This is a genomic window from Pseudomonas peli (assembly GCF_900099645.1).
Taxonomy (GTDB): domain Bacteria; phylum Pseudomonadota; class Gammaproteobacteria; order Pseudomonadales; family Pseudomonadaceae; genus Aquipseudomonas; species Aquipseudomonas peli.
In genome coordinates, this window is record NZ_FMTL01000002.1 from 1,055,618 (window position 1) to 1,079,899 (window position 24,282).

Consider the following 24,282-nt stretch of genomic DNA (forward strand, 5'->3'; position numbering starts at 1 on the left):
TACACGACAGATTTAGGTACTGGCGTTCCGACTCCATTTAACCAAGAAGGCTGACACCTGGCTTTCCAGAATCTGGCGTGTGTTATTCCATCCCAACTCTGGGACTAGAATGGCTATACTGATTACGCCGTGCAAAGATGCCAGGAACGCACGGAACTCCGTCTCTTGAGCGTCAGAGTGCATTTCGTTGGACATTTTCGAAACAACGCGATGCTTAATTATACGTAGTAGATCAATGACTTCCGGTGACTCGATAAACATTCCACCTTCGTTGTCCGGTTCGTCCGTCACTAGGAATAGCGCTTTGAATGCACTGGCGTTCTCAAGCCAGTAATCAACAAAAAAGCATGAGAAGTCTAAAAGCGTTGACTCTTTAGGATAGCCCGAGAGCTCGATATTCAGGCGGGCTAAATCTTCAGCCCAAACAGCACGCATAAGCGATATTTTACTCGGAAAATAAGTGTATAAAGCCCCTGGAGCCATATCCACTTCTCGGGCTATTGATCTGAGCGATATTAGATCTACATCATTAGCTTGGAAAAGCTTGCGCGCTGTATTGAGTATAAGTGACCTTACAGCTAGCTGCGCTGTCTCGCTCCTTGCCCGCGTTTTCTTAATCATGGGCTCTATGTCTGTGGTCTTTTGTTTGGTTTTATTCATCGTTTCTTATCTTTGAAAGCACATGGTGTTAGACCTGACCAGCGTGTAAATGCTCTCGTGAAATGTGCAGGATCAGAGAAGGCAAGGCTTGATGCCACTTCAGTTGCAGACATATTCTCAAGCATCAATTCATCTATGGCTCTTTGGTAAAGAGCTTGATCTCGGACTTTCTTAAAGTTTGTCCCATCGGCTTCAAGCCTCCGTAATAGTGTCCGGGTAGAGACATTTAAGAGCTTGGCTACATTAATCATGTGCCTATAAGAAAGAGGATCATTATAGATGATTTTTTCGACGCGAGCGCTTAATTTTTGCTTGCTATTCGAGTTCCGCTGTGGGCCCTCAGTCGCAAGGGCTGGCCCCTTGGTCTTGGAATAAAAGGCGTCGGTCACTACGGCAGTTGTATGGCTATTAATAGCCGAATTAATGAGTCGTGTGCTGATTTCACTACACATGGTATGGCGTGGGGTTGTTTGGCGTTCAGCTCTGTGGCATCAGGCGCACGACATATCCAATGCGTGGTTAGATCTGCGTGCGCCTGACTATTCAAGTAAAACTGTTACTGAACCCCCATTCTCCTCAAATTACCTGGCGTCCAAAACTTCTCATCTGGAATCGCTGCACTGAAGTCTCTAGGAATTTTTTCCTGATTTTTAAGTCCCAGTGCCGTGTAGGTTCTATTGGTCAAATCGTGGTAGACAGTCAGCTGCGGAGAAATGGTCGGCACCTCATAAGAAATAAGGGTGTGAGCAATGTTCACTCGCCACAACTCGCCACGACCATCATAGTTTTCGCTCATTACGACAGCCCAGCTGTCCTCGTCAATGTAAAACCTACGCTTACTGTAGATGTGACGTTGCCCTTGCTTGAGATTTGCCTCCAATACCCATACTCGATGCTTTTCCCAGCGAGCATGTTCCGGGTTGATATGCCCAGGTTTAAGAATGTCTTCGTATTTCAATGACTCGCTAGCAAGCTCATATGAGTTGTATGGAATGATCTTCACTGCCTTACCAACGATTTTCCAATCGTATCTGTCTGGCGCACCGTTAAGCATGTCAGCTTCATCGCTGAAGTAACCGTCCTGCGGTGTGTCATATGCCAGGGTAGGTGCGCGACGAACACGACGTTGGCCTGCAAAGTAGGCCCATGCACGACGTGGTTCTTTAACCTGATCGACAGTCTCATGCACGAGCAGAATTTCACCTGCTGATCGTGACGGGGGCAGCATTTTGTTAACAAAATAGATTAGAACGTTATCCAAATCCGCTGGATTATTCTTGTTGTAATAGTTAACAAGAACCTTGTTCTGCTCCCGCAAGAGGGAAAACTTTCCAGACACATCAACGATAGCAGTGCCAGAGGTGTCCTCGTAGTAGACCCCTTGCCAGCGTGCGATGTGGTTCCAGAAAAGCTCTATACCAGACTTTGGAATTGGGAAAGGAATGCCACCAATTGCACCCTCAATTCCGTTACCATCTTTTACCAGTTTTGCACGAGTGGTATTTAGCTTGGTGTTCTGGTACACCTCTTCAGGCGCCGACATAGTCCTGTGTGTTGGGTACAGGTTTATGCTGTAAGTGCCATAAGATTTGTAAAGTGCTTTGACACCTTCCGAGAGGTATTGCTCATAGCTAGCCATGTTGGCGCGATCAATGACAGCAATGGGTTTCTCATCACTGAACGGATTGGTATGAAACTTTCCACCGCTTTGATTAATTGGCTTCTTCTCCAAACCACCAGTCCACTCAGGAATACCTTCTGCTGGATCTGCGGCTCTCTCAGCGCCAAATGGGGTGAGTTCAGGAGAGTTCAGTTCTGCTGCTGCAATTGCACTTGATAGTGAGATTAATGTTGCTACAGCTGAGATTTTTATAATTTTCACAGCATTTACCTTAGAAATTATATGTCGCATTGAAAACAAGGTGGTCACGGTCTTGCATTGGGTTGAGTTCTTTCGCTCCCCAATAGTTCACGTAACTGACCTTGGTCTGGAATGTTTCGCTAAGGTCTAAGCCGAATTCGACGGTGACAGACTTTCGGTCTTCTACGAAGTTTTTCGTAACAACTGGCGAATAGCCTCTGATGTCCTGTCGAAAGGTGAGGCCTGGCTTCAAATCAATGCCTGGAAAGATGTCTTCAACTTTTCCTGCCAGATTGATTGTGTGGCCGTAGGCAGTTTTTGTCAGATAGTTAAAGCTTTCATCATCGACCAAGCCTCCAGGTATATAGTTACCGAACAGTTCATACACAATGGTAAGATCGTCAAGTCCATATGTCGGGCCGACGTTGTGTAGAACAGAGGCGGACATGGTGTAGAACTCATTGCGACGATAAAGCTCAACACTGCCATTCTGGGTGATATCGCCAAAACTCCCCAGATTGATACTGCCACCGCTTGCGCCACCCGACAGCGCACCAATAGCGAGATCCTCCAGTTCGCCAGACATTGAGCTTTCAATGGCCGCGTTTGGTCGGTAGGTAATTTCGCCCGCGATATTGGTGTCACCAACATTACCCGAGACTGTTAGTCCGTAGAGATGAATATTCTCAGGGTAAATCAGGTCATAAGTAGTGGTATCCAGATACTCAAGTCCATCCACCAGCGCAAAATCTTCTGGTGCTGCCGCCAGAGCGCAAAGGGTACTGAACTTGCTGCCACCGCCTACACTACAGGCTGCGCTTTGGCCGCCATTTGCGCGTAGGAATGGGTTGCGACTGTTGTAATTGATGTAGAAGAGCGACACCTCGGTATCGTTGAGCTCTTCGCTTAGGTAGCGTAGCGCGAGGCCAAATTGACCGTTGTCTGAGCCTTCGTCATTGCGCCCCCGCCTGATGCCGCTGACAACGCCATCAACTCCATTTACACCAGGGACAAGAAACTCTGGAATCCCCATGAGTGCGAGATCTGGCCTCAGATCGATGATTGCGCCATTGGAGCCTGGGCCGAAGATGTCTTCATCGCTGTAAAAGCTGCCATTGGGTATGGCCTGATTGCCTTTCCATTCGAGCGCCGTGAAACCTTCAACGGACAGGGTTTCAGTAAGGCCGAACTGAGCGTAGGCCATGTTGACGGGCAACAGTGCTTCTTTGAACTTTGCGTTTGGAGTCGCTAGCTTCGATACGTTGTAAGGGTTCACAACGTTCAGGCTGTCTCCGTAATAAATACTTTCACCCCAACTGACAACTTGGCGTCCCAGTCGGAAGGATGCCGGAACACCACTAATTTCCATGTTGTGAAAAATGTAGGCGTCCAGAAGCTCCGCTCTTTTGCCGACCTCATTTTGAAGCGAGGAGGGGTAGTGCCCATTGCCGGTGTGATTACGTTTATCAAAATCCTCGTTGTCAGGATTTTTGTTCATGATTTCATAGTCATACCAGGCGCTTCCACGTATTAAGGCGCCGGTATCCTCTGCTTGAATCAGCAGGTCAGCAGTGATTTTCATTTCTTTGGAGAACCAGCCTTTATCATAGAGGCCGGTGCCGTCATCACTATTAATGTTGGGATCGCTTTGGTTTGCAGGGCTTTTGTCATAGTCATTAATCCTATAACCAGCGCTTGCTTCTACGGTGCCATTCAATGTGGCTGAAACCTCGTCGCCGCTATAAATATCCACCGCAGCGGCTTTTGAGGAACATGCAATTATGGCTAATGATAGTATTGTTGTTTTTTTCATTTTTACTATTTCCAGAGGCTTCGTTCTTGCCAGGCATCTTCTGCCTTAAGCACGTTTTTAACGGTCGCGATACCAATCTGCTTGAGTGGCTGAACTGGCCAGCGGAATGGTTTTCTGTTTACGAACCAAGCATTTGTTCGTTTGCTTTCAATCCCCAGTGCCAATTCAGCCAAGGTTTTGCCACTATATTGGGTGAAAGAAACGCCATGGCCTGTACAACCGCATAGGTAGAGTGTTCTTTCGTCCTTGTAAAAGCCGAGGTTCGGCGTCATATCCAGAGTGACGGAGACTGGCCCACCCCAGCGATAATCAATGCGTGTATTTTTCAGCTGCGGGAACATCGTTTTCAGGTGATATTCGAGTGTTCTCCAGTACGACTCATTGCTGTCGTAGTTCATATTGTTGCCAATAGAAGTTTCTACGTTAGCGCCGCCAAAGGTAATGCGGCCATCAGCTGTCGGCCTGAAGTAGTGCACCATGTTGCGATTGGTTTCAATGCCGTAACGTCCCTGCCAGCCAATGCTGTCCCACATGGATTGGCTCAGTGGTTCAGTCACAATCTGATAAGTCCAGATCGGCGTTTGATTCCTGTTGAATGCTCCCATTTCTGGAATCAAGTGACCGTAGGCATTTGTGGCAAGGACAACTTTTTCTGCTTTAACGGAGCCTTGACTGGTCTTAACGACAACGCCAGTATTCGGATACTCGACTGAGTTAATAATGGTGTTTTCGTAAATCTTTACGCCCAAATTCTCGCAGAGCTTTTTCCACTCTCTGACCTGTTTTGCGGGGTTAAGAATTCCACACCGTTTTTCATAGAAGCCGACTTTGAATACTGGGCTTTTCAGCTCTTCTTGCAGCTTTCCAGAGTCCCACCACTCAAACGATTTCTCAAAGCCCAATTTGCAATACAGCTCATATTGCTTTTTTAGGCGCTCACTATGTTTTTTGGTAAGCGATACGCGCGCAAACCCATTATGTTCGTAGTTACTGTTGAAGCCTGAAAGCTCTACGAGCTCTTTGACGTAATCAACAGCGTCCTCCATGTATTGATGGGCTGCTGCTGCTTTCTCATTCCCATGCATGAGACTCGTCACTTCAGGCTCAAAACCGAAAAGTGTCATCGAAAAGCCGCCGTTTCTTCCGGAGGCGCCATAGCCGATGACGCTTCCCTCGATGACCACTACGTCGATGCTTGGGTTGAATTTTTTGAGGTGTGCTGCGGTGGAAAGGCCTGTAAAGCCACCCCCAACAATCACGATGTCGGCATTGACGTGCCCATTAAGTTTTTCGTTGGCTTCATAGGGCCCGTACGTGTTCAACCAGAACGATCTGGTTTCGGGCGCACCGAGCTCTGAGTAGTCGATAGTCATTCTCAATATCCTAGCTGAACGCGTTCACATAGCGGAACGCGTTCATTTAAATCCTGAGAGGTGTCTCTGTCAACCCTTTGTCATGATTTTCTGAACGTGTTTGCTTAAGCTGTTCGACAAGCTATTGTGTGGGGACTCAGCGCGACGATTAGCTGTTCTGAGGAGGTAGGGGCGTTCCTGGCGCTGTTCACTTGAGAGGTGTTAAGCCAGTCGCATTGACGTCTGGGCCTTAAGCCATGAGGTTGATGCTGTCCGGTTGATCCAGACAGGGACTCTTGTGAAACACTCACTGCGTGTTGCCCTGGGCTCTCCACTCAATAGTCATTATGTTGCTCTGATGGCATGGCCTGCGGGCACGGGAAGCGTAAAGACTGTCGCTGAAAGAAGGCGGCCTCGGAGCGCAGGTGTGACAAATGGTGGTGCCTACTGGTATTCGTGAGGCTCACTAAGCGTAATTGAGGTCGAATTTATGAGCAGAATCAGGTGGTTTTCAGTCCCCAATCCTGAGCACAAACGCTTTCCTGAGTGGCGGCGTTCCTTTGGTATCGATGATCAAGGAGAGGTCTATGTGCCGGCTGCGATGGCGGGTGATGAGAATGAGTTGAATGTGATGCTCTGTGCCGCAGATGATCGTCAGATCACCGCCGTTCACCTTGAGCACCATTTTGTGCCGAGTGCATGGCTTAAGCGGGAGTTCCCTAAGCACTTCGAGCTGATTGAGATCATTGAGGCGCGGGCTGGATTGACCGTTTCGGACGGATTGGTAATTTAACGTTTTGTCATGGATTGACTAAATGAATTGGACTCGCGTTATTTATTTTTTTGTGATTCTTAGATGCGCCTGGTCTGAATAATTCGTGCTTGCGTATCAAGCTATTTTTTACTGACTGATTGGTTTCGCATCATGAGCACTTCTCCAGTCTTTGACGAAGAAGCCCTAAGCCGGCTCGCTGAACGTACGGAATATGAAGCCTGGCTTCTTGAGGAAGTGTATACACTTGTCGAGCAAGAGCTTTTTTTTAACTGGCCAGATGCCGTGGTTTATCCACTAGATACATCGCAGGCGCAGTACTATAGATATGGGCGCGGAAATATTATTTTAGGCGATTGGCGCCCCGGTTTCCTGAACGCAGAAGCTCCACTTGTGTTTGTCTCAACCTTCAAGCTACTCGATATGCTTATTGAGTGGATCCTGGAAGAGAATGGCATGCCCAGCACGTTTCGGTTTCAGGAGAAACTGAAAAAGCTCAACGATTCACCGATTTTTCCGCAGTTCATCGAAACCCGTTCTTGGCTGAAAGAGCGTCTAATCGGTCTGTATGGAAGCCTTGAGCCGCTTCGCGGCACGATCATTCATAACAAAAGCTTCAGTACGCAAGACGGTTCGCTCAGGGTTTCGAGTACGAAAAGAGGAGCTGCTGGCCCGGTCTCGGATATTAGTGCCGCTAAACTCAGGTCGCTCGCATTTACTATAGTGAGTGTTCTCAGATACCTACATGGCAATTGGCCTCTGGATGCGTTTCGGGAAAAGGTCTTGCGCTTCGAGTTGGACGGACTTTTATCGCTCCATGAACTGCCCCTCTTAGGCCAAAAGCGGCCATTCCATACGCGTGTAAGATTGTATCGAAGCGGCTCTGACCCGTTTAATTTCGATCCGGCAGAAATACTAGATGGTCTTGCTGAGAAAAATCCAGATCAGGATTGTTCATTCGATGTGCGTATACTTTTGGTAGACGGAGGGCAGGTTGTTATAGCCTATTTTTTCCCTTGGTCGATCATTGCTCCATTGCGTGCTAACTGGCACCATGGGATTGATTCTCAGAAATATATTGTTGAGTTGCCAGATGACATCGACTCTACACATGTAGCTGTCGTATAAATTTAACCTACATACTGTAGGTTGCAGGAAAATTTTACTTGATATGTTTTTCTTTGCGAGCGTTTAAATCCAACTACAGTCGTTCGGTAACAATGGTCAGGTGCGACACAGGTTGGTTTCACAAAAAAATTTTAACTATGAGCAAGGCCGATTAACTTTTTGGACTCGCTCGTAATACCCTGGTGGCCTTGAGAATTTTTTTGACCCGCAGGGTTGTTCTACTTCCCCAATAAGGAGTTATGCAATGGCAAGGAATGTTTTCTTTAGTTTTCACTTCAATAATGATTTTTGGCGCACTCAGCAAGTTCGAAACATCGGCGCACTCGATGGCCAAAAACTCTATACCGCTAACGAGTGGGAAGAAGTCAAGAAAAAGGGGGAAGCTGCCATTGAAAAGTGGATTGATGACAGCTTGGTGGGGAAGTCCTGTGTTGTCGTACTGGTGGGCTCAGAGACCGCGAGCCGCCCATGGGTCGTTACCGAAATCATCAAGGGCTGGAACGCCGGCAAGGGCGTTGTGGCCATTCGCATCAACAAGCTTCTCGACACCAATGGACAATCTTCGGCGCCAGGTGCGAATCCTTTCGATAAAGTCATACTGAAGAGCACTTCGTTGTGCCTTTCGAACTACGCCAAGCTGATTACTCCAGTTGGCGCCGACAGCAAGGCTGTCTATGCCTCTATCCAAACAAACATTGAGCAATGGATCGAGGATGCGATTGCTATAAGGAAGAACTTCAAATCCTGAGTTCTCGGTGAGTTTCCGTGTATTCGATGAGTTCTGACCATGACTAAAGCGGCTTTAAACCGATTCCTCACTGAGTATCCTGCTGCCCTGAACGATGGTGTAGGGGCTATTTTCGTGGGTGCCGGCGTCTCGATGGCGGCGGGTTACCCTTCTTGGTCAGAACTACTCAGTGACATCGCTATCGAACTTGAGGTCGACTCCAAGAATGTCCACGACTTAGCGGCCCTTGCTCAATGGAGCATTCTGGAGAGTGGTGGTGCCACACGCGTCCGTAATGTCATTAAGAGCGAAATTGGCCCTGAGAAGCCTATCCCGGAGACGGTTGAGATCATCTCGCGGTTACCGGTTAGGCATATTTGGACGACCAACTACGACCGCTTGATCGAGCGAGCATTCGCATCTATCAGTCGACCTCTGAATCCAATATCCAGCCCTAAAGATCTTGCCCTTAGGGTGACTCCTGGCGCATCGCTGCTCTACAAGATGCATGGCTCAGTTGATCGTCTCGACGATGTTGTTATCTCCACAGATGATTACGAGTTGTTTCGCTCAAAACGAGGCCCCTATCTGCCGCTGTTTCAAGCACACCTGACAAGCATGTCCATGCTGTTTATTGGTATCAGCTTCACCGACCCCAATATTCGGCATGTCTTATCTCTTATCCGGGAAAGCTTCACCGAAGCGCCGCCCGAGCACTTCGCCATTGTACGTGCACCACAGAAGACCGACTTCGCGACCGAAGGTGAATTCGCAGCGCGCAATGCTCAGCACAAGCTGTGGACGAAAGATTTAAAGCGCTACGGCTTGTTGGCGGTAGAGGTCAACGACTATGCCGAGATTCCAGCACTTTTGCGTCAGATCGAAAAACGGGTTGCTGCACGCCGAGTCTGGGTGAGTGGTAGCTGGCCTGTTGAGCGGGGAGGTTCCGAGTCAGCCGACATCCATGCGCTGGCCGAAGACATTGGCCGACGGATTGGTGAGACAGGGCGCCACTTGGTTACTGGCGCAGGCCTGCTGGTAGGGTCTGCGTCACTGTCGGGTTTCTTGGGAGCTCTGCGTCAAGGTGGGGGATGGGATTTGGAGCGAAGGCTGATCGCCAGACCTTTTCCGCAACCCCTGGCAGAAGCCCAGCCAAATAGGGAAGAGTGGTCTGCGCTGCGCTTAGAGCTTGCCCGCCAAGCTGGTATCGCCATTTTCATTGGCGGTGCAAAGGTGGTTGAAGACAAGTTGGATGTTGCTGAAGGAGTCGAGCAGGAGTTTGAGATTGCCAAGTCGACGGGAGTTTTTCTACTGCCTGTAGGGGCATCTGGTGGTGCTGCGAAAACAATCACTGACATGCTGTTTGGGTCGGAGCTTCCTTCATCTGGTCAGGATGCAGTAAGGCCCACAGATAAAGAGCTGAAAGAACTTTCTGCACCATGGCTGCTAGATAACAAGGATGGGCGGCGCAAGCTTGTTTCCCTGGTGTTTGAGATCATTGACCGAATAACTCGTGCTGCTTGACTGGCACCCAGGATGGAGGATTCCATGGCAAGGAACGTTACTAGGGCCGAGCTTCGAGCTTTCACGGCAAAAAGATCGCAAAGTGGTCGCGAGCAGCTTTTTAGATCCAATGCTTCGAGTAGTGGTACGAGCACATTCCTGTCGCACTCCAGCAAAGATCAAGATCTGCTTGAGGGGGCGATGGAGGTACTTCACAACCACGGTGCTCGGGTCTATATCGATGAAATTGATCCTGAAATGCCGCCCTACACTTCAGCAGAAACTGCTGCCCTGCTTAAACAGCGAATTAGTCAAACAAGGCGATTCGTTCTGCTGACGACTGAGAACAGCAAAGACAGTCGGTGGGTTCCATGGGAGTTGGGCATTGCTGATGGTGAAAAGGGCTTGAGGGGGATAGCTCTTTTCCCGGCTTCTGACAGCATCAGCAATGACAGTTGGGCGAGTTGGGAGTATCTCGGCTTGTACCACCGCATCGTCTGGGGAAAATTTTCAGGCAAAGAGCAAGAGGAATGGATGGTGCTGGATGCCAGAGCCAATACAGCTATGACGTTGCATCGGTGGCTTTCAGAGTACTGACATTCTGGTGGGACTGTTGAGCATCCGTGCTAGGATGCTCTTGCCCGGACTGAAAAATAAAAGCCTAATACCATGCCAATAAGGCTGCCAGAGAATGCAAGCACTTCACTGAAGTACTTGCTATTGGTGATTGCAGCGCTAAATACAAGTGCTATTAGCAAGAAGACAACCGAAAATCCAAGAAGTGCAGGCATTCGTTTATTAATTCGCTCAGTCTTGGGCTCAGCCTGACCTATTCCGTTACAGATAGAGCACGGCACTCCAAAAAAAGAAGCTCCCTTGAGATCGTTGTTCTGTATGCAGACTGCGCAAGAGGCTTCTTCATGTCCATTTTTGCATGATCCAAGCCCCGCGCAATGCGCGCATGGATAAAGGTTTGATTTAATGTCATGCATGATTTTATTTCTATAAATTTTGCGTGTGGATGAATGTTACAATAGTAAGAGGTTTTCAGAGATTTTCTTGCCTACGGATATGACCAAATCAAAAGTCATATCAACCCCTTTGCTAATAAAGGTTTCTTTTACCTTACGCCAAATGGTTTCGCTGCGTATTGAGTCTAGAAGATCGTGCCCTTTGTTAGTCAGCCGTTTTGCTAAAGCTGCATTAATTTTTCCATCACCGCTATGAGAGTTGAGGATACTCGCTTCAATGTACCCAGCCTCGTGAAGCAGCTGCATGTTGTAGGCAACTTCCTGCTCATCAAGCCCCTCAATAGCATCCATGCTTAACGAAGTGCGTGCCGTGGTGGAGGTTTCAAGCTCTAGAAGAATGGCGCGAATAATATCCCAGTCTCTTTTCATGTCGCCTCTCAATGAATACAGAAAGTATGAATTTCCTTGAAAATAACTATTTACACTGATGTCTACAAGCAGATTCCTGTTGAAGCGGAAAATATACCACGACTGCTTCCTGATTCTGATATTTCCCCTAAACGTGCGAGGCAAGGTGCGAATCGTATGATTTTCCTCACTAATCGATAGCGCTAACTAAAGCCCAAGATCAAGCATGGATCTAAGTCTCAGCAGATCCTTTGGCACAAGCCGGATGGGAAGGTTGGCCAGGATGGCGTACGTAAGATGATCACAAAGCTGGCGTAGGACTCTAAAGTGCAAACGGTTCATGGTGCGGAGTGCACCTAATAATGGGCGCTCACCGGTATCAATGTTAAGCAGCAGTATGCCTACCAGTTCTGCGAGGCCATCAGCGCTCACCTGGTTCGGTAACTCTGTTGCCTGTTCGCTGTCCAGATGCATAGCCAAAGTACTACGTACTAGTTGCTCTAGATCCGCTGTGCCGTACTCGGCAAGAGCGATTGCCCAAAGACGCTTTTGTTGATCGCGTGTCATGTAGTGCTCAAAACAAAAAAGGCCGCGAATGCGGCCCTTCCTGCGGAGTGATCCAGCTTACTGGAGCCAGCTCTCAACCACATCAGCGCCGTACTGTTCTTTCCAGGCTTTCAAGACCTTGTGGTTGCCACCTTTGGTCTCTACCACATCACCGGTATTTGGGTTCTTGTAGCGCTTCATGGTGCGCTCACGACGAACCTCTTTCACGGCTACAGGGGTGGACTTGCCCGCATTTGGGTCGAGCAGGGCAATGACATTGCGCAGAGAGTAGCCGTAATCAGCCAAGAGACCGCGCAGCTTGTTTTCAAACTCAATCTCTTTCTTGAGCTTCTCATCATTTTTCAACGCTTCGAGGCGCTTCTGCTGCTCGGCAATCTGGGCTTCGAGAGCCTTATATTCTGCAATGATCGACATTTCGAATCCTTAGTTGAGGCACTGGTATACAGAGAATACCTGCAAGAGCAGAAATTACCAAATAAAGGCCAAGCTCTTCTACTGTGACAGTATTGCTTTAAGTGAAAAAACGCCGTTTTCGAGCAGAGGATCAGTAAACCCATGTATAGAGCAGGGGCTTGCAAGGCAAGGCTTGGGCTGAAAGGACTCTCACCAAAGCGCAATTTTGTGTTGCTGCCGAAGCCAAAGTGCCCTTTGGATGAGAGCATTCAATATGGCTTTTGCCTCCTGCCGTGTCTGATGGCGAGCGTGTCGCAAATGATGGCGCCCATGAGTCTGTCTACCAGCGATTTGCTGGAATGGGCCAGGCAGTACTGCTTTGGCTGGGCTGCACTTGATGGGAGGGTCATTCAAACCGGTGATCATTCATCGCTATCGAACGTTACCTCACCGTTCTGTGTCTCAAGCTAGTGCAGGTCGGTGCGCAGACGAGTACTAAAAAAAGCGCTCATCAAATAAATCCTGCATGGATTTAGAGACGGGCCTGCTTAGAAGCGTTTTATGGGCTTCCTTTGCTAGAAGGATATTTATCCCCTTTTTCAGTAGATAGCTTAGTTGTAGATTTGTCTTTCTGTGTTCCTCGATGAAATTTGCTTTCAGTTCAATTGAGGATTTTAGGGTTAGCGCATATGCCAGCTCGTTATTGGTATTGCATATGTCGATGGAGCTTGAAATGGCTATCAGAGCTTCCTCAAGATTGTTGACATGGAGAAATATTTTTGTCAGCAGGAAAAAGTATTTCGGTTCTTGAGGGTCTTTAGAAATTAATGCTAAAGCAATATTCCTGAGTTTTTGGTGCGGAAGATCTATGCTCGCGTCTTGCAGTTCCAGGTACTGACGTAGTGTATTTCGCTTATCGGCTTCAACCCACGGGTATGGATAAATATTATGATTTGTTTTATTTAGCTCAAAGTCGTAACCATAGTAAATGTTATCGCAGACTGGCGCCTCACCTGAGGCGATCCACAAGTTACCACTTTTGGTGTCGACGACAATCGATGTTACGTTGTCTTTGAAGCCAATCGTGCCAGCGTTAGATCGCTCATGTGCTGCGGCCTCGTCGTATCGATCACCCAGCAGTGAGGAAAGAGATTCAGGAGTGAAAGGCTTCTGCCAGTCCCTGAAAATAGACTGCGCTCTAATCATTCGCCCACTGATGTTGTCATGAAAAATCCGAGATTTCTTCAGTATATCCAGAGCCTGGCCCTCGTCAGTTTGGGCGTGGTTGGCCATAAAAAAGAGTTCGGCATGTTGCTCCTTAATAAACAGACGATTTGCAACGCACTCAATCAATAAAGATTTACCACTTTTGTCAGCGATTACCAGTGCAAATGATCCTGCAAAGGTGTATTGCCGGACAACCTCAACTGCTTTCTCAAGGGTAGAGCATTTCGCCATGATTTCGTGCTCAATGCACGAAAAAGGCGTTCCATTTGCTGTTGCTCCTTGCAGACCTAGAAAGTGTCCACCAACAAACAAACCATGCTCGTTTATTGCTGAGTTACACTTAAGTATCCCTGCTGCTGTTACCGAAACATACTTGTAACGACCGGGATTTGCATATCGAATTACCAGCTGATTTTTACACCAGTAGTTGCCGCCTGCGTAGTCAGTATTTCTTGCGATGAGCCCCCCACCCGAATTGCTAAATGACTGTCCAATAACGGCAGTTGAACATTCAGCTAAAGAATTGACTTGGAAAAAGCCTTTTAAGGCCTTTCCCATAGCGCACATCTTCAACTCGGAGATGGAATTAGCTCTGAATAGTTTTCTGTAGGAGATACCTGCACCATCGGCGATTCCTTTAAGCTCTTTAAGAAATCTCGTGGTGCAGTTTTTTTCTAGCGGCCCAAAAATAAATAGGTCAAGTATCAGTGTGATAAGCCACTCAATCAATCTGGAGTTAGTTTTGACCCCTATGCTCTGTGATGGCCTTTCGAAGTACTTGTAAACTCCGTTACGTATTTGCAAGCGGAGTAACTTTCCCTGGGCATAGCCATTCTCGTAGTCGTCGCCGCTGACGATCATGAAATAAGAACGATTCTGATAGCGGGCCACGGCACTGGCTGGGCTATCGACACTTCTTTTCTGTTTGAGAAACTCTTTATCCCTGAATGTATTGCCATTACTGAGTAATCTCACTCGTGCCTCTCTTTATAAAATTAGGCTTTCGGTTCGCAGCGCCGGTGCTTGAACGGCGACTGAGCAGGGGTAAAGGCCAGATTAGTGAACGCGTTCAGCTAACTGTAGACTTGTTCTTGATGAAAGGCAACAAAGAGCAGTGCTGCGGGTTAGCGATCAGGTGGTGAGAGTGTTTTAGGCTTCACTTCGTTCGCGCCGGTAGGCCTTAGCGTTGTGTTTCCTGTGGGTTTCATAGTCGCTGGCGTGGATGCAATAGCTCTCACGGGAGTCGAGATGGCATCTTTGGCTACGGTCGAACTAGATGCTATGACTTAGGGCTTTCATATCTTGATTATTTCAGCATCTCGATATGGCATTAAGGCTGCATGGCTTCAGGGGCTGCCTCTGGATAAAGTTCTATTCGAGATATGTGCTTTCAAAATGGCTGTGGCCAGGTCAGTCAGGCGAGTGGGACATTGATGTTAGGCGAGAATAAAATCTCACTTTTTGATAAGCGCAAAAGGAATGTGTAGCCCTATTTCTTGATTAGTAACTTGGGACGAATATACGTTTATAAACTAAATATAAGCAATCTACGACTGTTACGAGATTTATCGATAAGTTTTATGCAACCAGATGGAGCTTGGCAGCGATGTTGTATCTACATGAATGGCGAACGGTAAAAGGAAAGCCTATCGAGAAACCCAACAATAGTCTGGGGAGCAGTGAGGAATAATTTTGGTAATGCGCATGTTGCGTGAACAAAATTGAGGCGCCAAGGTTGGCGAAAAAATATCAGTGCAACAGTAGATGGGGCAGTCGTAACTTAGCTTGTCCTGATGCCCTGAACTGCATCAGCGAGTACCACCCGATTTTGCGTTCAAAAGTCGCGATGACGTAGAAGCTGCCGCTAGTGGTATGTAGTACCCAGAAGCCGCTTTCTTTATGAAGGTGGATAACATCTGACGTGCGAATTGTTACCCCTTCCCTGAATACTTTTCGTGAGCTGCGATGGCTGAAAACGCGACCGACGCCGCACCTAGCGAAGATATAGACATCAGTCAGGTATCCAGTCACTCGCCATGAAAATTGCGTGTTTTGTGCTTTGATCAGGCGTAGCTTGGTGCGTCTTGATTGGCCGGCTGCTGACATCAAAAAATGCGCCCAAGGGTCTCAAGAGACGCTCTTGCTCTGATGCCATCGCCGATCAAGATGTAAATAGAATTTAGTGTCATGAAGATGAACCCGTCTTCGAATTTATGGAGATAGCTTGTGCGCACAAAGTCGCCAACATCCCATCTACGCTGACTGTCGTAAATCACGGTATGTGCGTAGAGGACGACTGGCTCTCGGTTGGTTCTAACTAGCTGGTCTCGTTGCTCTTGAGTTACATCTAAATCGAGCCATCTCCAGTTAGAAACTAGGCAGAACTCTGCATAGGGGTAGCGCTCACGGACAATCCGCACAGCCTCATCCTGGCTGACCTTGGATCCAGCCATTGGTATTCCTTCGCCGTAGAGCAGATCGGTTATCTCATTCAATTCTTTCATGGCTTAGCCCCCGTAGTAGCGGCGCGCCGGAGACTCGGCGGTGTAGAGCACTACATCAGACCCAAACTGAACTTGACTGGACATTACCTTGGAGGGGCCGCCGAATTGGTAGCAACCAAACTTGGTATGGACAAGATGAAGTAACTCGCCGCGTTTAGTTCGCTCTTCGATGAATTTCAGGACATCCGCGACGGCAATTCCTTTGTTGTCGGGAAAGTCACAGCTAACGACCGCCTGGAAGCTTCGGATGTAAAGCCCTTCGCCAGGGGCATTAAGGGTTCGCTTGATGATCTCTGGATCATTTGTAGCGATGGTGTTTACAACGCTATTGGTTTCGACACTGGCCAGCGTAATGCTCATCCAGCGTTCGCTTCCTTTTTTACTCAGGCACCAGAGGCCTGCGCTTTCTGATTTGAACTCAAAGTCTATATGTCCGGCCTTGGCAGCCATCGTGTTTCTCCGCTTCGAATATTTGTTCAGTTGCTACGTCGCCTCACGGGCAAGTCTTAACCTTTGGTGCCAGGAGCACAGGTTTGGCATTCTTTTTTTGGACTCACTTGGCTTGGCCTCGCCGTAGACGTTCCGCTGCCTGCCTGCTTGATTGCTTGTCGCCTAAAATTTCAATTGGCATGTATTGACAGGTTTTGCTGTTATGATGATCCGCCACATGGTTAGCATAATAGCTAACGATGTGGCGCGTCAAAGCTGGTTTGATCCTTGTTTTTGAGCGCAAAGAAAATGAGGTTCGAAAAAGTACTGGGACAGGTGCTCAGAGACATCAGGCTCCAGGCAGGACTCTCGCGCACTGAGTGTGCAGAGCGAATCCACAAAGCAAACCTAAGCAAAATTGAGAATGGTCAGACTCTCCCTCGCATCGATACGCTTGCTGCACTCTGTGAGCTGATGGGTATAGCCCTTGCGGATTTTCTTTTGATTGTCGAAGCGCGCCAATCTGGTCTTGCCGTCGAAGATCAGATACAAAGGAGCAACAAAAGGCTAAGGGCGTTGTGTGATGCTGGGCGGCTTGAGCCTGTTAGCCAAGATGATGCTGCTCGTGGGATTCGAGGGCAGAAAGCGGACAACACACGTGCAGCCGTCTCGCGGTTACAGACCGAAGGGCTGAGCAAGGAAGAGGTAGCTAGAAAGTTGGATCTGGGGCTTCGCACTGTTCAGCGGTATTGGTCTAAAGCGGAGTAGCACAGGTAATTTGACCGCACCGATGCGCTTATACTCAGACGGTGTAAGTTTTAGGGGGTGGGCAAAATCTTTCCTGCGTTCCCTCCATGACCAGCCGCTCAAGCGGTGGCTCAACTTTCACAGCGGCGATCACAATGTCACCAGAAATCGGCTGTTTAGACCGGTTTACTATCAGCAGGTCGCCACAGAAAATACCTACGTCGCTCATGCTGTCGCCGCCACAGTGAACCCGGTAGGGAGGGCATTTGGCTATCAACGTAGCCTCATGCTTCTGGACATGCCAATGGGTAGAATCATGAGGGGCGGAGGGTGATTGCGCTCAGCTCATTTAGTTGTAATCGCATGCTTTCGGTTAGCATTGCGGAAATCACGGTACGAAAAATATTTGCCGGGCAATAAGGTGCAACGGGTTGCATTTTGTGGAAAAGGTTGATAAGCTATTGAAATCTAGAGCTTAACTCCGATTAAGCCCCGGTTTTACTGGCTTCTAGGTGGTTGAGGTTTGGGGACTATGTCAAGAAGATTCCTCCGCAAGGAGAGCTACCTTGTATAAGAGTTCGAATCTCACCGCTTCCGCCATATTTTCTCTGGCCGTCATTTAGCGCTCACTTATTGGCGCTTGCCTTTTGACGGTTATGCGCCAAGCTGGTGGCTTACAGGCACCAGACTTTCAACCCAGCAACTGCTCAACGCAGTTGATGTCGACCGGGGTGACGCTTGATCAGAGTTCTCGTTGTTGATGACCACGACCTGGTACGTACCGGCATTACTCGTATGCTGGCCGATATCGACGGTTTACAGGTGGTCGGCCAAGCCGAATCAGGCGAAGAGTCACTGAAAAAAGCCCGCGAGCTGAAACCTGACGTTGTTCTGATGGACATCAAAATGCCGGGTATCGGTGGTCTTGAAGCCACCCGTAAGCTGATTCGCAGCCATCCTGATCTTAAAGTTGTTGCCGTAACCGTATGTGAGGAAGACCCTTTCCCCACGCGCCTACTGCAAGCTGGTGCCGCTGGCTATCTCACTAAAGGCGCTGCGCTGGAAGAAATGGTTCAGGCGATTCGCATGGTATTCAGCGGTCAACGCTATATCAGTCCGCAGATTGCCCAGCAGCTGGCACTCAAGTCATTTCAGCCACAGAGCAGTCACTCACCGTTCGACTTACTGTCCGAGCGCGAAATTCAAATCGCCCTGATGATTGCAGGCTGCCAAAAGGTTCAGGCCATTTCCGATAAGCTTTGCCTGTCGCCGAAAACCGTGAATACCTACCGCTATCGCATCTTTGAAAAGCTCTCGATTACCAGCGATGTCGAACTGGCCCTGCTGGCCGTACGCCACGGCATGATTGATGCCAACACCTGATAACAGTCCTGCCTCTTTCGACTCCAGCGCATTCCTCTCCACCTGCAGCGGTCGTCCTGGCGTGTACCGCATGTTCGATGTGGACGCAAAACTGCTGTATGTCGGCAAAGCCAAAAATCTGAAAAAGCGCCTGGCCAGCTACTTCCGCCAGAGCGGCTTAACGCCAAAGACCGCCGCGTTGGTCGGCCGAATCGCTCAGATCGAAACCACCATCACCGCCAACGAAACCGAAGCCCTGCTGCTTGAGCAGACTCTGATCAAAGAATGGCGCCCGCCTTACAATATTCTGCTGCGCGATGATAAGTCCTACCCCTATGTGCTGCTTTCCGACGGCGACTTCCCGCGCCTGAGCATTCATCGTGGGGCGAAAAAGCAGAAAGGCAGGTACTTCGGCCCGTATCCCAGCGCAGGCGCCATTCGAGAAAGCCTTAACCTGCTGCAAAAAACTTTTCTGGTGCGCCAGTGCGAGGACAGTTTCTACAAGAACCGCACTCGGCCCTGCCTGCAGTACCAGATCAAACGCTGCAAAGGCCCCTGTGTTGGCCTGGTAGAGCCCGCTGAATATGCTGATGACGTACGCCATTCAGTGATGTTTCTTGAGGGGCGCAGCAATGCCCTGACCGACGAGCTGTCCAGCGGCATGCAGGCAGCGGCCATGGCGCTCGACTTCGAGCGAGCAGCTGGACTACGTGATCAGATCTCACTGCTGCGCCGGGTGCAGGATCAGCAGAGCATGGAAGGCGGCACCGGTGATGTGGACGTGGTTGCCGCTATGGTCAATCCCGGTGGTGCATGTGTGCATTTGATCAGTGTGCGTGGTGGCCGAGTGCTCGGCAGTAAAAACTTCTTCCCGCAGGTGGCCATCGAGGAGGAGGGCAGTGGCGTACTGCTGGCCTTCCTTGCGCAGTATTACCTGAGCAGTCAGGAGCGCGACCTGCCGAGCGAACTGATCGTCAATGCGCAGCACGAAGATTTCCCCACGCTGATTGCCGCCATTGATGAACTGCGCGGCCGTGAGCTGAGCATCAGCTACCGCGTACGTGGCACCCGTGCGCGCTGGCAGCAGTTGGCCGTGACCAATGCCGAGCAGGCGCTGGCGGCGCGCCTGGCCAATCGGCAGCACGTTGCTGCGCGCTTTGATGCCCTGGCTCAGGCGCTGTATATGGATGAAGTGCCGCAGCGCCTGGAGTGCTTCGACATCAGCCACTCCAGCGGCGAGGCGACGGTTGCTTCCTGCGTGGTATTTGGCCCGGAAGGCCCGCTGAAGTCCGATTACCGCCGCTACAACATCGAGGGCGTGACGCCTGGCGATGACTACGCCGCCATGCATCAAGCGCTGACCCGGCGCTTCAGCAAGATCAAGGATGGCGAAGGCAAGCTACCGGACATCCTTCTGGTCGACGGCGGCAAAGGCCAGCTGGCCATGGCCCGCGAAGTGCTTGAAGAGCTGTCGGTGCCTGATCTGATTTTGCTCGGTGTGGCTAAAGGCACCACCCGCAAGCCGGGCTTGGAAACCCTGTACCTGAATGACGCCGCCCATGAGTTCACCCTGCCGGGCAATTCACCGGCACTGCATCTGATTCAGCAGATCCGTGATGAGTCTCACCGCTTTGCCATTACCGGTCACCGCGCCCGCCGCGGCAAAACCCGGCGCACCTCCACGCTTGAAGAGGTGGCTGGCGTCGGGCCAAAGCGCCGGCGCGAGCTGCTCAACCACTTCGGCGGGCTGCAGGAGTTGTCCCGCGCCAGCATCGAAGAAATCGCCAAAGCACCTGGAATCAGTAAAAAACTCGCCGAGTTGATTTATGCGGCACTGCACAGTGAGTAGAATGCCGACTCTCTTTACCGCCAAGTTGTGTCGATGAATATCCCCAACCTGCTTACCGTGCTCCGTGTATTGCTGATCCCGGTGTTTATTCTGCTGTTCTACCTTCCTTTCAGCTGGAGCTATTGGGCCGCCAGCGCGGTGTTTTCAGTCGCTGCTGCAACCGATTGGCTGGATGGTTACCTGGCGCGCCGCTGGGAGCAGAGCACGCCTTTTGGCGCCTTCCTCGATCCAGTTGCCGACAAACTGATGGTGGCGGTTGCCCTAGTGTTGCTGGTGGCTGAGCACGCCAATCTCTGGCTGACGCTGCCTGCGGCCATCATCATCGGTCGCGAAATCGTGGTTTCGGCGCTGCGGGAATGGATGGCAGAGATAGGTGCCCGTGCGCATGTTGCCGTATCAAAATTGGCCAAGTGGAAAACCGCCGCACAGATGGTTGCCCTGGTGATTTTGCTGGCCAATCCACCGACCTTTACCGCTTGGGTTGTGCTCGGTTACGCGTTGTTGATCATTGCCGCGGTACTCACCCTGTGGTCGATGGCGCAGTACCTGCTGGCCGCATGGCCACACCTGCGAATCACCTCGGAAAAGAAATAAGCTTTTTTGAATCAAGGGGTTGACGGGGCGTTCTGAAGCTATAGAATGGCGGCCGTCAGCACGACAAGCGGGAATAGCTCAGTTGGTAGAGCACGACCTTGCCAAGGTCGGGGTCGCGAGTTCGAGTCTCGTTTCCCGCTCCATTTTCAACGGACCGTTTTACACGGTCCGTTTAGTTTCAAGGCTGAGTAGCAGAGTGGTTATGCACCGGATTGCAAATCCGTGAACGCCGGTTCGATTCCGACCTCAGCCTCCAATTAGAAAAGCCTCGTAGATCACTGATTTACGAGGCTTTTTCATTTAAGCTTGAAACCTTGCGAGGCATCCACGGGCTGTATATAGTCCAAGCCTCGCAATGCAGCGCTACCGCCCGAATGGCGAAATCGGTAGACGCAAGGGACTTAAAATCCCTCGAGGGTAACCTCGTGCCGGTTCGACCCCGGCTTCGGGCACCATATACATGATTTCAGATGTTCCCAGATGAACCTGAAACCCACTAAAACCGGCCTTCGTAGCCGGTTTTTTTGTGTCTGAAATTTGTGCGCATGCGTTTATCCAGGCTTGTCATCTGGATGTCGCACGCCAGTCATACGCCTGCCATCTGCTTTAGCTGCAATCACGGTAACTCAGCGAGGAGTGCAGGCGATGCGGATTTGTGTGATTGGCGCAGGATACGTGGGGCTGGTATCGGCAGCCTGTTTTGCCGAGATGGGCAATCGAGTGATCTGCGTTGAGCGCGATGCGCAGCGTGTGGCGCGGCTTGCCCGCGGCCAGTTGCCGATTTACGAGCCTGGGCTGGAGGCCATGCTGCAGACTCATTTGAGTAGCGGTCAGCTGAGCTTTAGTCAGCACCTGCATGAAGGCATCAAGCAGGCTGAGATCATCTTTATCGCCGTAGGTACGCCGAGCGGGGAGGACGGCTCCGCAGACTTGTCCCATGTACTCGCGGTGGCTGATGAGCTGGGCGACCTGCTTGAGCAGAACTGCGTGGTGGTGAACAAATCAACGGTGCCGGTGGGCACGGCAGAGCGTGTTGCCCAGCGCATCAACAGTCGATTGAGCAAACGCGGCAAACGTTTTGCGGTGACGCTGGCGAGTAACCCGGAATTTCTCAAGGAAGGCTCGGCGATTGACGACTTCATGCGTCCGGACCGGGTTATCGTCGGTTGTGACGATGCCGCCGCGAGCGAAACGCTGCGCCGCCTGTACGCGCCATTTCTGCGTAACCACGAGCGCTTGCTGTGCATGAGTCTGCGCGCGGCGGAGTTCAGCAAGTACGCAGCCAATGCCTTTTTGGCCACCAAAATCTCCTTTATCAACGAAATGGCCAGCCTGTGCGCACGCTTAGAGGTCGATATCGAGGAGGTGCGCCGTGGCATCGGCAGTGACAAGCGCATTGGTACCCACTTTATCTACGCCGGCTGCGGCTATGGCGGCTCGTGTTTCCCCAAGGATGTGCGGGCCCTGATTCGTTGCGCAGAGCAGGAAGGCATTGAACCTGGCATCCTGCGCGCAGTCGAAGCCCGTAACGCGCTACAGAAGACGCTGTTGTTTCAGTCACTGCGTGAGCATTTTTCCGGGTATTGGCAAGGGCGGGTAGTGGCGCTTTGGGGCTTGGCGTTTAAGCCGGGCACCGATGATCTGCGTGAAGCGCCCAGCCTGGTTCTACTGGATGCCTTGCTGGCAGCCGGCGTCACCGTTCAGGCGTGCGACCCGGTTGCCACAACGGCTTTGGCAGAGCGCTATAGCCAGGCAGTTGATAGCGGCCAGCTGCGCTTGAGTACATCGCCGTATAGCGTTGTCGAAGGTGCGGATGCACTGGTGCTGGTCACCGAGTGGAAGCAGTTCCGTCAGCCCGATTTTGTCCGTATTCGCGGTTTGATGCGCATGCCTGTGCTGTTTGACGGGCGCAATATCTACGATGCCGCACAGTTGGCCGAACTGGGTTTTCTTTACCGAGGCATTGGCCGGCCTGCGCAGGGGCATTGTAAGGCCAGTGCAGCCTGATAAACTGCGCACGCGATTTTCACCCCATCTTCCCAAGGTTTCCTATGATCAAGAAATGCTTGTTCCCTGCAGCCGGTTACGGCACCCGCTTTCTGCCAGCCACCAAGGCCATGCCCAAGGAAATGCTGCCGATTGTGAACAAGCCGCTGATCCAGTACGGCGTTGAAGAGGCCCTGGAAGCCGGGTTGACGGAAATTGCCATGATCACCGGCCGCGGCAAGCGTGCACTGGAAGACCATTTCGACATCAGCTACGAGCTGGAACATCAAATTCGCGACACCGACAAGGAAAAGTACCTGGTCGGCATCCGTCGCCTGATCGAAGAATGCACCTTCTCCTACACCCGTCAGGTTGAGATGAAGGGCCTGGGCCACGCGATTCTATGTGGCCGCCCGCTGATTGGTGATGAACCATTCGCCGTGGTTCTGGCGGACGACCTGTGCCTGAACCTGGACGGCGACGCGGTGCTGACGCAGATGGTCAAGCTGTACAACCAGTTCCGCTGCTCGATCGTGGCCATCCAAGAAGTGCCGCCAGAAGAAACCCATAAATATGGCGTGATCTCCGGCGAGATGATTCGTGAGGACATCTACCGGGTCAACAGCATGGTCGAGAAGCCAAAGCCGGAAGATGCCCCGTCGAACCTGGCGATCATTGGCCGCTATATCCTGACTCCGGACATCTTCGAGCTGATCGAGCAAACCGAACCCGGCAAAGGCGGCGAAATCCAGATCACCGACGCGCTGATGAAACAGGCACAGAACGGCTGCGTAATGGCGTACAAATTCAAAGGTAAGCGTTTCGATTGCGGCGGCGCTGAAGGTTATATCGAGGCCACCAACTTCTGCTTCGAGAACCTCTACAAGACCGGCAAGGCTTACTGAGTCCTGCTCGCCAGCGTTACTCACACAGCCACCTTCGGGTAGCTGTGTGCATTTAGGGCATGGGTATCTGTTCAGCACCAGGCCCTAGCGGTTGGCCATAGCTGAACTCCACATAGTTGCCTGCGGGGTCACGCAACCCACAGTAGTAACCAACGGGAAAGGGTTCATCACGCGGCTCCCAGACCAGACATCCTGCTAATCGCGCTCGCGCTGCGATGCTATCGACCTGTTCTCGACTTTCCAGGGCAAAGCCAAAGTGGCTGTAATCATCCGCAGCCAATCGGCGATCCTGTCCGCCCGGCATGATCACAAAAATAAAGCTGTGTTCCTTACCCTGTTCGGCCATCCAGACAATTCGTGAGCCTTTGCCCGCGCGCTCATGAATCACCTGCATCGCGCAGAACTGCTCGTAAAAGCACACACATGCATCGAGATCAGGCACGTGCAAGGCCAGATGAGTAAGGGTAGGGCGCATAAATGCTCTCCTGTTCGGCATGCATCAAGTTTAGGCCCTGGCGCGCCTT

Annotated in this window: 24 protein-coding genes and 3 tRNA genes; 14 read left to right on the top strand and 13 right to left on the bottom strand. The window is 50.7% G+C overall.

The annotated features are described in order from the left end of the window. Nucleotides 1-12: 12 nt before the first annotated feature. The 5 genes from BLO50_RS13740 to BLO50_RS13760 all read right to left on the bottom strand — a co-directional run bounded on the left by BLO50_RS13740 (nt 13) and on the right by BLO50_RS13760 (nt 5,707). Nucleotides 13-660 carry a TetR/AcrR family transcriptional regulator gene (locus BLO50_RS13740; protein ID WP_090253746.1) on the bottom strand — a complete coding sequence of 216 codons (648 nt, stop codon included), beginning with the start codon at nt 658-660 and terminating at the stop codon, nt 13-15. Then, a complete protein-coding gene (locus tag BLO50_RS22340; protein ID WP_090253749.1) occupies nt 657-1,112 on the bottom strand; it encodes a helix-turn-helix domain-containing protein in 456 nt (151 codons plus the stop codon). The genes BLO50_RS13740 and BLO50_RS22340 overlap by 4 nt, the downstream gene beginning before the upstream one ends. Before the next feature lie 104 nt (nt 1,113-1,216). Beyond that, the gene (locus tag BLO50_RS13750; protein ID WP_244152886.1) at nt 1,217-2,542 is read right to left on the bottom strand and encodes a DUF1329 domain-containing protein; all 1,326 of its coding nucleotides are present in this window, start codon (nt 2,540-2,542) and stop codon (nt 1,217-1,219) included. A 10-nt stretch (nt 2,543-2,552) separates the two neighbouring features. Next, nucleotides 2,553-4,334 (bottom strand): DUF1302 domain-containing protein, encoded by a 1,782-nt coding sequence (locus BLO50_RS13755; protein WP_090253753.1) that lies wholly within the window; start codon nt 4,332-4,334, stop codon nt 2,553-2,555. A gap of 5 nt (nt 4,335-4,339) precedes the next feature. After that, a complete protein-coding gene (locus BLO50_RS13760; protein WP_090253754.1) occupies nt 4,340-5,707 on the bottom strand; it encodes an NAD(P)/FAD-dependent oxidoreductase in 1,368 nt (455 codons plus the stop codon). Between the two features lie 469 nt (nt 5,708-6,176). On the opposite strand from BLO50_RS13760, the gene BLO50_RS13765 reads away from it, so the two are divergent. The 5 genes from BLO50_RS13765 to BLO50_RS13785 all read left to right on the top strand — a co-directional run bounded on the left by BLO50_RS13765 (nt 6,177) and on the right by BLO50_RS13785 (nt 10,413). Continuing rightward, nucleotides 6,177-6,479, top strand: a complete 303-nt coding sequence (locus BLO50_RS13765) for a hypothetical protein (protein ID WP_090253756.1) — start codon at nt 6,177-6,179, stop codon at nt 6,477-6,479. Between the two features lie 132 nt (nt 6,480-6,611). Then, nucleotides 6,612-7,586: a hypothetical protein gene (locus BLO50_RS13770; RefSeq protein WP_090253758.1), complete on the top strand. Its 975-nt coding sequence runs from the start codon at nt 6,612-6,614 to the stop codon at nt 7,584-7,586. Between the two features lie 244 nt (nt 7,587-7,830). Further along, nucleotides 7,831-8,334, top strand: a complete 504-nt coding sequence (locus BLO50_RS13775; RefSeq protein ID WP_090253761.1) for a TIR domain-containing protein — start codon at nt 7,831-7,833, stop codon at nt 8,332-8,334. 39 nt (nt 8,335-8,373) lie between these two features. Further along, on the top strand, nt 8,374-9,837 hold the full coding sequence (locus BLO50_RS13780) for an SIR2 family protein (protein ID WP_090253762.1): 1,464 nt from the start codon (nt 8,374-8,376) through the stop codon (nt 9,835-9,837). A gap of 24 nt (nt 9,838-9,861) precedes the next feature. Further along, the gene (locus BLO50_RS13785) at nt 9,862-10,413 is read left to right on the top strand and encodes a toll/interleukin-1 receptor domain-containing protein (protein ID WP_090253764.1); all 552 of its coding nucleotides are present in this window, start codon (nt 9,862-9,864) and stop codon (nt 10,411-10,413) included. A 431-nt stretch (nt 10,414-10,844) separates the two neighbouring features. Here BLO50_RS13785 and BLO50_RS13795 read toward each other — a convergent pair whose 3' ends face one another. The 6 genes from BLO50_RS13795 to BLO50_RS13820 all read right to left on the bottom strand — a co-directional run bounded on the left by BLO50_RS13795 (nt 10,845) and on the right by BLO50_RS13820 (nt 16,336). Further along, the gene (locus tag BLO50_RS13795; protein ID WP_090253768.1) at nt 10,845-11,216 is read right to left on the bottom strand and encodes a DUF2513 domain-containing protein; all 372 of its coding nucleotides are present in this window, start codon (nt 11,214-11,216) and stop codon (nt 10,845-10,847) included. Between the two features lie 186 nt (nt 11,217-11,402). After that, the gene (locus BLO50_RS13800) at nt 11,403-11,762 is read right to left on the bottom strand and encodes a hypothetical protein (RefSeq protein WP_090253770.1); all 360 of its coding nucleotides are present in this window, start codon (nt 11,760-11,762) and stop codon (nt 11,403-11,405) included. 57 nt (nt 11,763-11,819) lie between these two features. After that, nucleotides 11,820-12,176 carry a histone-like nucleoid-structuring protein, MvaT/MvaU family gene (locus tag BLO50_RS13805; RefSeq protein WP_090253772.1) on the bottom strand — a complete coding sequence of 119 codons (357 nt, stop codon included), beginning with the start codon at nt 12,174-12,176 and terminating at the stop codon, nt 11,820-11,822. Between the two features lie 474 nt (nt 12,177-12,650). Next, complete coding sequence (locus BLO50_RS13810; RefSeq protein WP_090253774.1) at nt 12,651-14,357, bottom strand: C45 family autoproteolytic acyltransferase/hydrolase; 1,707 nt, start codon at nt 14,355-14,357, stop codon at nt 12,651-12,653. Nucleotides 14,358-15,487: 1,130 nt separating this feature from the next. After that, nucleotides 15,488-15,886 carry a DUF6957 family protein gene (locus BLO50_RS13815; RefSeq protein ID WP_244152887.1) on the bottom strand — a complete coding sequence of 133 codons (399 nt, stop codon included), beginning with the start codon at nt 15,884-15,886 and terminating at the stop codon, nt 15,488-15,490. 3 nt (nt 15,887-15,889) lie between these two features. Continuing rightward, nucleotides 15,890-16,336 (bottom strand): hypothetical protein, encoded by a 447-nt coding sequence (locus BLO50_RS13820; protein WP_090253778.1) that lies wholly within the window; start codon nt 16,334-16,336, stop codon nt 15,890-15,892. Nucleotides 16,337-16,624: 288 nt separating this feature from the next. Here BLO50_RS13820 and BLO50_RS22345 point away from each other — a divergent pair, with 288 nt between their 5' ends. After that, entirely contained in the window at nt 16,625-17,083 is a 459-nt protein-coding gene (locus tag BLO50_RS22345) for a helix-turn-helix domain-containing protein (protein ID WP_090253779.1), read from the top strand. A gap of 34 nt (nt 17,084-17,117) precedes the next feature. Here BLO50_RS22345 and BLO50_RS13830 read toward each other — a convergent pair whose 3' ends face one another. Next, nucleotides 17,118-17,339 (bottom strand): LexA family protein, encoded by a 222-nt coding sequence (locus BLO50_RS13830; protein WP_262372028.1) that lies wholly within the window; start codon nt 17,337-17,339, stop codon nt 17,118-17,120. A gap of 461 nt (nt 17,340-17,800) precedes the next feature. On the opposite strand from BLO50_RS13830, the gene gacA reads away from it, so the two are divergent. From gacA to galU, 8 genes are all read left to right on the top strand, one after another. After that, nucleotides 17,801-18,445: a response regulator transcription factor GacA gene (gene gacA / locus BLO50_RS13835; RefSeq protein WP_090253783.1), complete on the top strand. Its 645-nt coding sequence runs from the start codon at nt 17,801-17,803 to the stop codon at nt 18,443-18,445. Further along, nucleotides 18,432-20,273, top strand: coding sequence for an excinuclease ABC subunit UvrC (gene uvrC, locus BLO50_RS13840; RefSeq protein WP_090253785.1), 1,842 nt, complete (start codon nt 18,432-18,434; stop codon nt 20,271-20,273). Before gacA ends, uvrC begins: the two co-directional genes overlap by 14 nt. Before the next feature lie 33 nt (nt 20,274-20,306). Further along, entirely contained in the window at nt 20,307-20,867 is a 561-nt protein-coding gene (gene pgsA / locus BLO50_RS13845; protein WP_090253787.1) for a CDP-diacylglycerol--glycerol-3-phosphate 3-phosphatidyltransferase, read from the top strand. A 67-nt stretch (nt 20,868-20,934) separates the two neighbouring features. Then, nucleotides 20,935-21,010 (top strand) — tRNA-Gly (locus BLO50_RS13850). Between the two features lie 39 nt (nt 21,011-21,049). Then, nucleotides 21,050-21,123, top strand: a tRNA-Cys gene (locus BLO50_RS13855). 112 nt (nt 21,124-21,235) lie between these two features. Beyond that, a tRNA-Leu gene (locus BLO50_RS13860) sits at nt 21,236-21,322 on the top strand. A 181-nt stretch (nt 21,323-21,503) separates the two neighbouring features. Then, the gene (locus BLO50_RS13865; protein ID WP_338110978.1) at nt 21,504-22,874 is read left to right on the top strand and encodes a UDP-glucose dehydrogenase family protein; all 1,371 of its coding nucleotides are present in this window, start codon (nt 21,504-21,506) and stop codon (nt 22,872-22,874) included. A gap of 44 nt (nt 22,875-22,918) precedes the next feature. Beyond that, on the top strand, nt 22,919-23,758 hold the full coding sequence (gene galU / locus BLO50_RS13870; protein WP_090253791.1) for a UTP--glucose-1-phosphate uridylyltransferase GalU: 840 nt from the start codon (nt 22,919-22,921) through the stop codon (nt 23,756-23,758). Nucleotides 23,759-23,810: 52 nt separating this feature from the next. On the opposite strand, the gene BLO50_RS13875 is transcribed toward galU, so the two are convergent. Beyond that, nucleotides 23,811-24,233 (bottom strand): VOC family protein, encoded by a 423-nt coding sequence (locus BLO50_RS13875; RefSeq protein ID WP_090253794.1) that lies wholly within the window; start codon nt 24,231-24,233, stop codon nt 23,811-23,813. Nucleotides 24,234-24,282 lie beyond the last annotated feature (49 nt).

What these genes read in the sequence shown, in the direction of transcription:
- BLO50_RS13740 (WP_090253746.1), bottom strand. Translation starts at nt 660, where the DNA reads ATGAATAAAACCAAACAAAAGACCACAGACATAGAGCCCATGATTAAG.
- BLO50_RS22340 (WP_090253749.1), bottom strand. Translation starts at nt 1,112, where the DNA reads ATGTGTAGTGAAATCAGCACACGACTCATTAATTCGGCTATTAATAGC.
- BLO50_RS13755 (WP_090253753.1), bottom strand. Translation starts at nt 4,334, where the DNA reads ATGAAAAAAACAACAATACTATCATTAGCCATAATTGCATGTTCCTCA.
- BLO50_RS13760 (WP_090253754.1), bottom strand. Translation starts at nt 5,707, where the DNA reads ATGACTATCGACTACTCAGAGCTCGGTGCGCCCGAAACCAGATCGTTC.
- BLO50_RS13765 (WP_090253756.1), top strand. Translation starts at nt 6,177, where the DNA reads ATGAGCAGAATCAGGTGGTTTTCAGTCCCCAATCCTGAGCACAAACGC.
- BLO50_RS13770 (WP_090253758.1), top strand. Translation starts at nt 6,612, where the DNA reads ATGAGCACTTCTCCAGTCTTTGACGAAGAAGCCCTAAGCCGGCTCGCT.
- BLO50_RS13775 (WP_090253761.1), top strand. Translation starts at nt 7,831, where the DNA reads ATGGCAAGGAATGTTTTCTTTAGTTTTCACTTCAATAATGATTTTTGG.
- BLO50_RS13780 (WP_090253762.1), top strand. Translation starts at nt 8,374, where the DNA reads ATGACTAAAGCGGCTTTAAACCGATTCCTCACTGAGTATCCTGCTGCC.
- BLO50_RS13785 (WP_090253764.1), top strand. Translation starts at nt 9,862, where the DNA reads ATGGCAAGGAACGTTACTAGGGCCGAGCTTCGAGCTTTCACGGCAAAA.
- BLO50_RS13795 (WP_090253768.1), bottom strand. Translation starts at nt 11,216, where the DNA reads ATGAAAAGAGACTGGGATATTATTCGCGCCATTCTTCTAGAGCTTGAA.
- BLO50_RS13800 (WP_090253770.1), bottom strand. Translation starts at nt 11,762, where the DNA reads ATGACACGCGATCAACAAAAGCGTCTTTGGGCAATCGCTCTTGCCGAG.
- BLO50_RS13805 (WP_090253772.1), bottom strand. Translation starts at nt 12,176, where the DNA reads ATGTCGATCATTGCAGAATATAAGGCTCTCGAAGCCCAGATTGCCGAG.
- BLO50_RS13815 (WP_244152887.1), bottom strand. Translation starts at nt 15,886, where the DNA reads ATGAAAGAATTGAATGAGATAACCGATCTGCTCTACGGCGAAGGAATA.
- BLO50_RS13820 (WP_090253778.1), bottom strand. Translation starts at nt 16,336, where the DNA reads ATGGCTGCCAAGGCCGGACATATAGACTTTGAGTTCAAATCAGAAAGC.
- BLO50_RS22345 (WP_090253779.1), top strand. Translation starts at nt 16,625, where the DNA reads ATGAGGTTCGAAAAAGTACTGGGACAGGTGCTCAGAGACATCAGGCTC.
- uvrC (WP_090253785.1), top strand. Translation starts at nt 18,432, where the DNA reads ATGCCAACACCTGATAACAGTCCTGCCTCTTTCGACTCCAGCGCATTC.
- pgsA (WP_090253787.1), top strand. Translation starts at nt 20,307, where the DNA reads ATGAATATCCCCAACCTGCTTACCGTGCTCCGTGTATTGCTGATCCCG.
- galU (WP_090253791.1), top strand. Translation starts at nt 22,919, where the DNA reads ATGATCAAGAAATGCTTGTTCCCTGCAGCCGGTTACGGCACCCGCTTT.
- BLO50_RS13875 (WP_090253794.1), bottom strand. Translation starts at nt 24,233, where the DNA reads ATGCGCCCTACCCTTACTCATCTGGCCTTGCACGTGCCTGATCTCGAT.